General features: G+C 69.0%; 9 protein-coding genes. 3 read left to right on the top strand and 6 right to left on the bottom strand.

Annotated features, from left to right (window positions below; genetic code table 11):
• Nucleotides 1-550 precede the first annotated feature (550 nt).
• Nucleotides 551-1,885 carry an SDR family oxidoreductase gene (locus TSB10GB4_RS14960; protein WP_186396346.1) on the bottom strand — a complete coding sequence of 445 codons (1,335 nt, stop codon included), beginning with the start codon at nt 1,883-1,885 and terminating at the stop codon, nt 551-553.
• A gap of 3 nt (nt 1,886-1,888) precedes the next feature.
• On the bottom strand, nt 1,889-2,356 hold the full coding sequence (locus TSB10GB4_RS14955) for a DUF2269 domain-containing protein (protein WP_186396345.1): 468 nt from the start codon (nt 2,354-2,356) through the stop codon (nt 1,889-1,891).
• 222 nt (nt 2,357-2,578) lie between these two features.
• On the opposite strand from TSB10GB4_RS14955, the gene TSB10GB4_RS14950 reads away from it, so the two are divergent.
• From TSB10GB4_RS14950 to TSB10GB4_RS14940, 3 genes are all read left to right on the top strand, one after another.
• Nucleotides 2,579-2,839: a type II toxin-antitoxin system ParD family antitoxin gene (locus tag TSB10GB4_RS14950; RefSeq protein ID WP_186390140.1), complete on the top strand. Its 261-nt coding sequence runs from the start codon at nt 2,579-2,581 to the stop codon at nt 2,837-2,839.
• Nucleotides 2,832-3,119 (top strand): type II toxin-antitoxin system RelE/ParE family toxin, encoded by a 288-nt coding sequence (locus tag TSB10GB4_RS14945; protein WP_186396344.1) that lies wholly within the window; start codon nt 2,832-2,834, stop codon nt 3,117-3,119. The genes TSB10GB4_RS14950 and TSB10GB4_RS14945 overlap by 8 nt, the downstream gene beginning before the upstream one ends.
• A gap of 125 nt (nt 3,120-3,244) precedes the next feature.
• Nucleotides 3,245-4,459 carry an MFS transporter gene (locus tag TSB10GB4_RS14940; RefSeq protein ID WP_186396343.1) on the top strand — a complete coding sequence of 405 codons (1,215 nt, stop codon included), beginning with the start codon at nt 3,245-3,247 and terminating at the stop codon, nt 4,457-4,459.
• A 5-nt stretch (nt 4,460-4,464) separates the two neighbouring features.
• Here TSB10GB4_RS14940 and queF read toward each other — a convergent pair whose 3' ends face one another.
• From queF to TSB10GB4_RS14920, 4 genes are all read right to left on the bottom strand, one after another.
• On the bottom strand, nt 4,465-4,932 hold the full coding sequence (gene queF, locus TSB10GB4_RS14935) for a preQ(1) synthase (protein WP_186390143.1): 468 nt from the start codon (nt 4,930-4,932) through the stop codon (nt 4,465-4,467).
• An 80-nt stretch (nt 4,933-5,012) separates the two neighbouring features.
• The gene (locus TSB10GB4_RS14930) at nt 5,013-5,429 is read right to left on the bottom strand and encodes a type II toxin-antitoxin system death-on-curing family toxin (protein ID WP_186396342.1); all 417 of its coding nucleotides are present in this window, start codon (nt 5,427-5,429) and stop codon (nt 5,013-5,015) included.
• 1 nt (nt 5,430) lies between these two features.
• Nucleotides 5,431-5,622 (bottom strand): hypothetical protein, encoded by a 192-nt coding sequence (locus TSB10GB4_RS14925; protein WP_186396341.1) that lies wholly within the window; start codon nt 5,620-5,622, stop codon nt 5,431-5,433.
• Between the two features lie 105 nt (nt 5,623-5,727).
• Complete coding sequence (locus TSB10GB4_RS14920) at nt 5,728-6,642, bottom strand: LysR family transcriptional regulator (protein ID WP_186396340.1); 915 nt, start codon at nt 6,640-6,642, stop codon at nt 5,728-5,730.
• Nucleotides 6,643-6,702: the final 60 nt, after the last annotated feature.

Raw genomic sequence — 6,702 nt, 5'->3', positions numbered from 1 at the left:
CCCGTCTTCCACAGGCTGATCGCAAACGGAAAGAAGCCAATCGTCGCCCTCACAGCCCTCATGCGAAAGATCGTCGTCATCCTCAACGCCAGAACGAGAGACCACCTCAACGATATGAGTTGATGACCTCCGAGGAGGGGGCACGGCCTCGCGCTCATCGGCCGTCACCCCGGCCAAGCGCAGCGCGCGCCGGGGCCCATTCGTTCCCAGAGCGGCGACGAGGACACCGGAACCAAGCCACCACCGCCGTGGCTCGCCGGTTCCGGATCTTCGGCCTTCGGCCTCGTCCGGAATGACGAAAGGAGAGGCTGGCGCGAAGACCCGCACGCCGGCGGATGCTGGATACCTGCCTTCGCAGGTATGACAAGTGAGAGGGGGGTGAACGCCTTCCGCCACATGCCCGCTAAGGGCGCCAATGGGTCCCGGCTCTTCGGCCTTCGGCCTCGTCCGGGACGACACCTGAGAGGGGGAACGGCCTTGCGCTGCTCCGCTGCTCTGGGCGGGTGCTTGGGACGGGTGCGCGCTGCGCGCCCGCCCCGCGCCTGCCGCGCTAGCGGTCTTCGAAGATCGCCAGCGCCACGAGCATCAACACGATGGCCGGGCCGGTCTTGACCAGCGCGCCGAGCGGCTCGACCCACATCTCCGGCGTGAGCACGGCCGCGCCCGCCATGTAGAAGAGCGACAGGACGATGCCGGCGAGAAGCCCGGCGCGGCACCAGCGCCGAACCGCGATGGCGGCGCCGATGGCCATGTCGGCAAGGCTGGTGACCACGGTGACCGCTTTCGCCAGCAGCGGCGGGAAGGCATGCGCCGTCAGGATCGCCACCGCCGCGTCGAAGGCCACCGTGAGCGCGATCAGCCCCGAGACGACCCAGAAGACGACGAGAATGCCGAGGATCGCCGGCTTGAGCATGTAGAGGCGGGCGGACCAGAGCTCCTGCACGCCGGCGGGATAACGGGCGAGCGCCGCCTCCAGCGAGCGCGGCTCAAGACGTGTCGCCGCTACCCAAGAGCCGGGATCGCCGGCAACGCCGCGCCGCATCTCGGCGAGCGCCGTGCTGCGCACGGGCGGTGCCCAGCCGAGACGGGCAGCAAGATCCCCCGCCCGCGCCCCCAGCGACAGGAGCGCACGCGGCAGCCGCCAGCGCGGCGCCGGCCCGCCGATGCGGGCGCGGAACGCCTCGACCACCTCGCCGACGGTGTGCGGGCGGCGCTCCATCACCTCCCAGGTCTCGCGCCAGTCGCGCCGCCCCTGCCCCCACCCATCGGCGAGGAAAGCGACTGTGCGGGAAATGTCCGCGACATCGGTCGCGGCGAAGGGGCGCGAGGCTTCCTCCTGCGGCAGGCGCAGGGGCAGCGCGGCAAGGGCGCGGATCAGCGCGCTGCCGCCATAGGCAACGGGTGCGACGACGAAGCCGGGACGCAGGATGGCGAAGGAAACGGTGCTGCCGGAAATCAGCCGCTCGGCCTCGCGCTTGGTGGCGGAAAAGGCGGTGCGGTCGCTCTCGGGCGCACCGGGGATCGACAGATGCACCAGGAGCTGCGGCCGCGCGCCCTGCTGCCCCATCGCGGACAAAAGCCGCGAGACGAAGCCGCCATGCGCGTCGCTTGCCGTGCCCTTGCCCGGCATGTCCTGCAGCACGCCGATGCAGTTGACGAGGATATCGACCTTGCGCCCGGCCAACAGGCTGGCGAGGCTGCGCGCATCGAGATCGACCAGCGGCGCCTCGACGGCAGCAGCGCCGAGCGCGGCCTTCTGTGCGCCGGTGAAGCGGCGGGCGAGCGCGACCACGGGAAAACCCCGGCGCAGGAGATCCAGCGCCACGGCCTGGCCGATCAGGCCGGAGGCGCCGAGAACGGCGATGGTGGGAGCGTCGGCGGCCATCGGTCAGAGCTCCGGTCTTGCGATCATCAGCCAGAGGATCGCCGCGACCGAGCCGAAGCCGGGAAAGCCGAAGACGAACCAGATGCGAAACAGGCGGTGATAGGCGGCGGGAAGCGGCGCGCCCTCAGTGGCGGCACCGCGCGCGAGATCGCGCATGCGCGCCTGGATCCACACCACCGGCAGCCAGAACGCGCCAGCGACGAGGTAGAGCCCCAGCGACAGGGCGATCCAGCCGTCGGTGAAGGCGTATCCGCTCTCGCGCATCAAGAGGGTGCCGGTGACCGGCTGCACCGCGACGGCAGTGGCGGTGAACAGCTTGTCGGCCAGCACGACGACCGCCGAGGTCTGCGCGATGAAGGCGGCGCTGCCGGAGCGATGCGCCATCAGCATGAAGAAGGCGATGCCGCTGCCCGTGCCGAGAATGACGATGGCGCCAAGGACGTGGAGATACTTGAGCAGCAGATAGGTCACGGCAGGCGGCCCCACGGGAACAGGCTTTTGTCTTCGCATCCGCAGCAGGCGGGATCAAGCGGTTGCGGGAGACCGCCCGCTCGCAAATCGCTGGCCGCATCGATCCCATGACCTCGGCCTCGGCATTCCCGAAGCGGCGGAGCCGGCGGGCTGCAGCCATCACTAATAATTCTTGTTAGGAATTGTGAGGAATGCCATACTACCGGCATGAAAACGGCACCGATGAAAACACTCACCGTCTCCCTGTCTGCGCAGCAGGTGGCGCAGCTAAAGAGCGCGGTGGAATCCGGCTCCTATGCCTCGAACAGCGAGGTGGTTCGCGATGCGCTGCGCCTGTGGGAGCAGCGCCAGGAACTACGCAAGCTGGAGATGGCACGTTTGAAACACGCCTATAATGAAGGCATGGCCAGCGGCGAAGGCCGGTCGGTCGACGCCGACACCTTGTTGGCAGAGCTGAAGGCGGAAGCCGGGTCGCGTGGCTGACTACGTTCTAAGCCCTCGCGCCGAGCGGGATATTCGCGGCATATGGCACGATATTGCGCCGGACAACGAAGCGGCGGCGGATGCCTTGCTGCGGCGATTGCTGGACAAGGCCGAGCTGGCGGCAGGTCAGCCTGAGATGGGCGCTCCCCGCCCGGAGCTAAGTCCTACCGCTCGCATCCTCGTCGAGGGCAGCTACATCATCATCTATGAGCCGATGCCGTACGGGATTTTCGTGGTTGCCGTGGTGTATGGCGGCCGGAATCCTGAAAACTGGCTTTGAATAGAAAGAGAGCTTCCAGCAGGCCGGATCAAGCGGTTGCGGGAGACCGCCCGCTCGCAAATCGGGTCGAGGCGGCCGGCCGGCCCTCGTTAAGCTCGCGCGCGTCACCGCCAGCGGAGCCTCAAATGCGCGCCCTCGACAGACTTGTCGCCTCGTCCTACGGACTGAACATCGCCGACCAGATCGCGCTGGTCGCCGTCCCCATCGTCGCCGCCACCGTCTTCGGGGCGAGCGCCAGCACCATCGGCCTGCTGGTCGCCTGCCAGTCGATGGCGCATCTGGTCGGCAGCCTGCCCTTCGGCGTGCTGGTCGACCGCACAGAGCCGCGCAGCGCGATCCTTGCCTCGGCGCTGCTGTCGCTCGGTGGCTTTGCGGCGGCGGCGCTCGCCATCGGAGCCGGGGCGATCCTGCCCTTTGCCGGGGCGATCGCGCTCGCCGGCCTCGGCATCGTGCTTTACGGGCTGGCGAGCCTGTCGATGCTGCCGCGGATCGTGGCGCAGGCCGATCTTGCCCGTGCCAATGCGGCGATCTCCCTGCCCCGCTCGGTCGCCTCGCTGGCCGTGCCGCTCGCCCTCGGGTTGATGCTGGACGTAACGGGGGCCGCCGCCGTGTTCTGGGCGGCGGCGGCCTGCGCGCTCGCCGCGCTCATGCTGACCGCGCCGCTGCCGAAATCGGTGTCACGCCCGCAGCAGCGCGAGGCGCTGATCCGGCGGCTGGCGAAGGGGGCCGGCTTCGTGCTGCGCCACCCGATGCTGCTGCCGATCACCTTTTGCGCGGTGTTCTGGAACTTCGCCTTCGCGATGCTGGTGGTGCTGGCCGTGCCGGTGATCACGCAGGACCATGGCGGCGAGGCGACGCTCTTTGCCGGCGCGATGGCCGCCTTCGGCCTCGCCTCGGTCGCCGGCACCTATGTGGCGGGACGGATCGCAGGCCGCATTGCCCCGCGCCTGGTGCTGATGTTCGGCCCCGGAAGCTCGGTCGTTGCCGCCGCAATGCTCCTGGCGCTGCCGCAAGGCAATCCCGGCCCCTTGCTGATGGCGGCGTTCTTCGTGCTCGGCTTCGGCCCGTCGATGTGGCTGGTGACGCAGAACACCGTGCGCCAGTTGGTGACGCCGGCGCAGATGCTGGGGCGGGTCAACGCGGTGATCCAGACGGCGATCTACGGCACGCGGCCGCTCGGCGCGCTGGCGGGCGGCGCCATCGCCACCGCCGTCACCCCGCAGGCCGGGCTCGCCGTGGTGGCGGCCCTCTTCGCCCTCTCCTTCGCCGTGGTGCTGGCGAGCCGGCTGACGACGGTCGCCGATTATGGCGCGCTGGCGATCGCGCAGGAGAGTGTGTGAGACGCTCAGCCCCGGCCGCGATAGGGCGGCACGCCCTGGTCGGGGATCCAGACGTCCGTGGGCGCCGGGCCGGTCTGGTAGAAGACGTCGATGGGCATGCCGCCGCGCGGATACCAGTAGCCGCCGATGCGCAGCCACTCCGGCGCCAGCAGGCCGACGAGCCGGCGGCCGATGCTGACCGTGCAGTCCTCGTGGAAGGCGCCGTGGTTGCGGAACGAGGTGAGGTAGAGCTTCAGCGACTTGCTCTCCACCAGCCAGCCGGCCGGCAGGTAGTCGATGACCAGATGCGCGAAATCGGGCTGGCCGGTCATCGGGCAGAGCGAGGTGAATTCCGGCGCGGTGAAGCGCACCGCATAGCGCACGTCCGGCTGCGGATTGGGCACCCGCTCCAGCACCGCCGCTTCCGGGCTCGCCGGAATCTGCGTCGCGCTGCCGAGCTGGGTCAGGCCGGAATAGATGTCCTTGTCGCTCATCGCGCACCGTCCGTTGCTAGAATGCCGCAAGGCGCCCCCTGTAGCACCGCACGGAGGATGCGGCAAACGGGGCGGTGAGGTCAGTGTTCGTCGTCGTCGATCCACGCCACATTGTCGGCGAAAAGCGCTGCGAGCTGGGCGGTCTCGATCTCGTTCGCCATCAGGTCCTTGATCGGCTGGGCGAAGAAACCCGCCTCCGGCTCGGTCAGGCGAAGCTGGTTGAGCTCCAGAAACACCCGGGCGGCAAGAAAGCAGATCCGTTTGTTGCCGTCCGCGAAGGCATGCGCCTTGCCGATGCCATAGGCATACTCGGCGGCCAGCGCCGTCAGATCGCGCTGCTCGTTATAGTCGTATCTGTTCCTGGCGCGATAAGTGGCCGCCTCGAGGTCGTTGCGCTTGTGAGGATAGCACTCGACGAAATGGCCGGGGAACGCGTCACTGACCATGCGGGCCAGCTCGTCAATGTCCTCGACCGTGAGCCAGATCGGCTCCACCATGCTATTCGCCAAGCCTCTTCAGCGTCTCCGCATGCTGGACGATGGCGCCTTCGGCAATCTCCCGTACGGATCGAGGCTGCCGGCCGGCCTGCCGGCGGCGCGCCGCTTCCTCCGTGCTGAACTTCGGCGCGGGGCGGCCCTCGCCGTCGCGGGTCTCGCCCGGACGTTCCTCGACCTTGGGATCGTGAGCCATCGTCGCACCTCGCTGCCCGGCGGACGCCGTGCCCGCTCGGCCATCTTACGCCCGCCCTTGAGCCAACCGCAAGAACGCGGCCGTCTCACGACATATGGGACGGGATCAGGGCACCGACCAGGGCGGAACGCGGAAGGTCTCGACCAGATAGTCGATGAAGAGGCGCGCGCGCGGCAGAAGCTGGCGCTCGGGCAGATAGACCGCGTGAAAGGCGGTGTCGTCGCGCACCTGATAGTCGGCGAGCAGCGGCACCAACTCGCCGCGCGCGATGGCCGGATTGGCGAGATGCTCGGCCATGCGCATGATGCCGTGGCCGGCAAGGCAGAGCTGCACCAGCGACAGACCGTTGGCGCTGCGGAAATCCCCGGTCGCCGTCACGGTCTCGACCGCACCGCCGACGAGAAACGGCCAGCGGTTGAGATGGCCGCGCCGCCCCTCCCACAGCAGGCAATTGGCGCGGGCAAGGTCGCGCGGATGGGCGATAGGCCCGTGCGCGGCGAGATAGGCGGGCGCGGCGACGACGATCCGCTGCAGGTCGCAGAGCTTGCGGCTCATCAGCGAGGATCCCTCCAGCCGTCCCATGCGCACGGCGACGTCGATATTCTCCTCGATCAGGTTGGCGAAGCGGTCGGTCAGCGACAGGGCGAGGGTCAGCCCCGGATGCCGCTTCAGGAAGTCGGGAATGCGCGGCACGATCTGGTCGGTGCCGAAGGCGATGGGCGCGCTGACGCGCAGCTCGCCGGCGGCCGCCCGCGTGGCGGCGGAGACCTCCCCTTCCGCCGCCTCCACCATGTCGACGGCGCGCACGCAGGCCTCGAAATAGGCCCGGCCCTCGTCGGTCAGCCGATGCCCCCTCGTCGAGCGGTGCAGCAGCTTGACGCCCAGCCGCTTTTCCAGCCCCGAAACGCTCTGGCTGACAAAGGGCTGGCTGACGCGCAGCCGGTCGGCGGCATGGCGGAAGCCCCCCGCCTCGACGACCGCGCGGAACACCCGCATTTCCAGCAAGCGATTGTCCTTCATGCCCCGTCCATGCCCCGTCCATCTCCCCCTCGCCGCCTCCCTCGGGCAGCGGGACAGACT

Origin of the sequence: Stappia sp. TSB10GB4 (genome assembly GCF_900185745.1) — a bacterium.
Lineage (GTDB): Bacteria > Pseudomonadota > Alphaproteobacteria > Rhizobiales > Stappiaceae > Stappia.
This window is presented reverse-complemented; position numbering and strand designations above follow the sequence as displayed.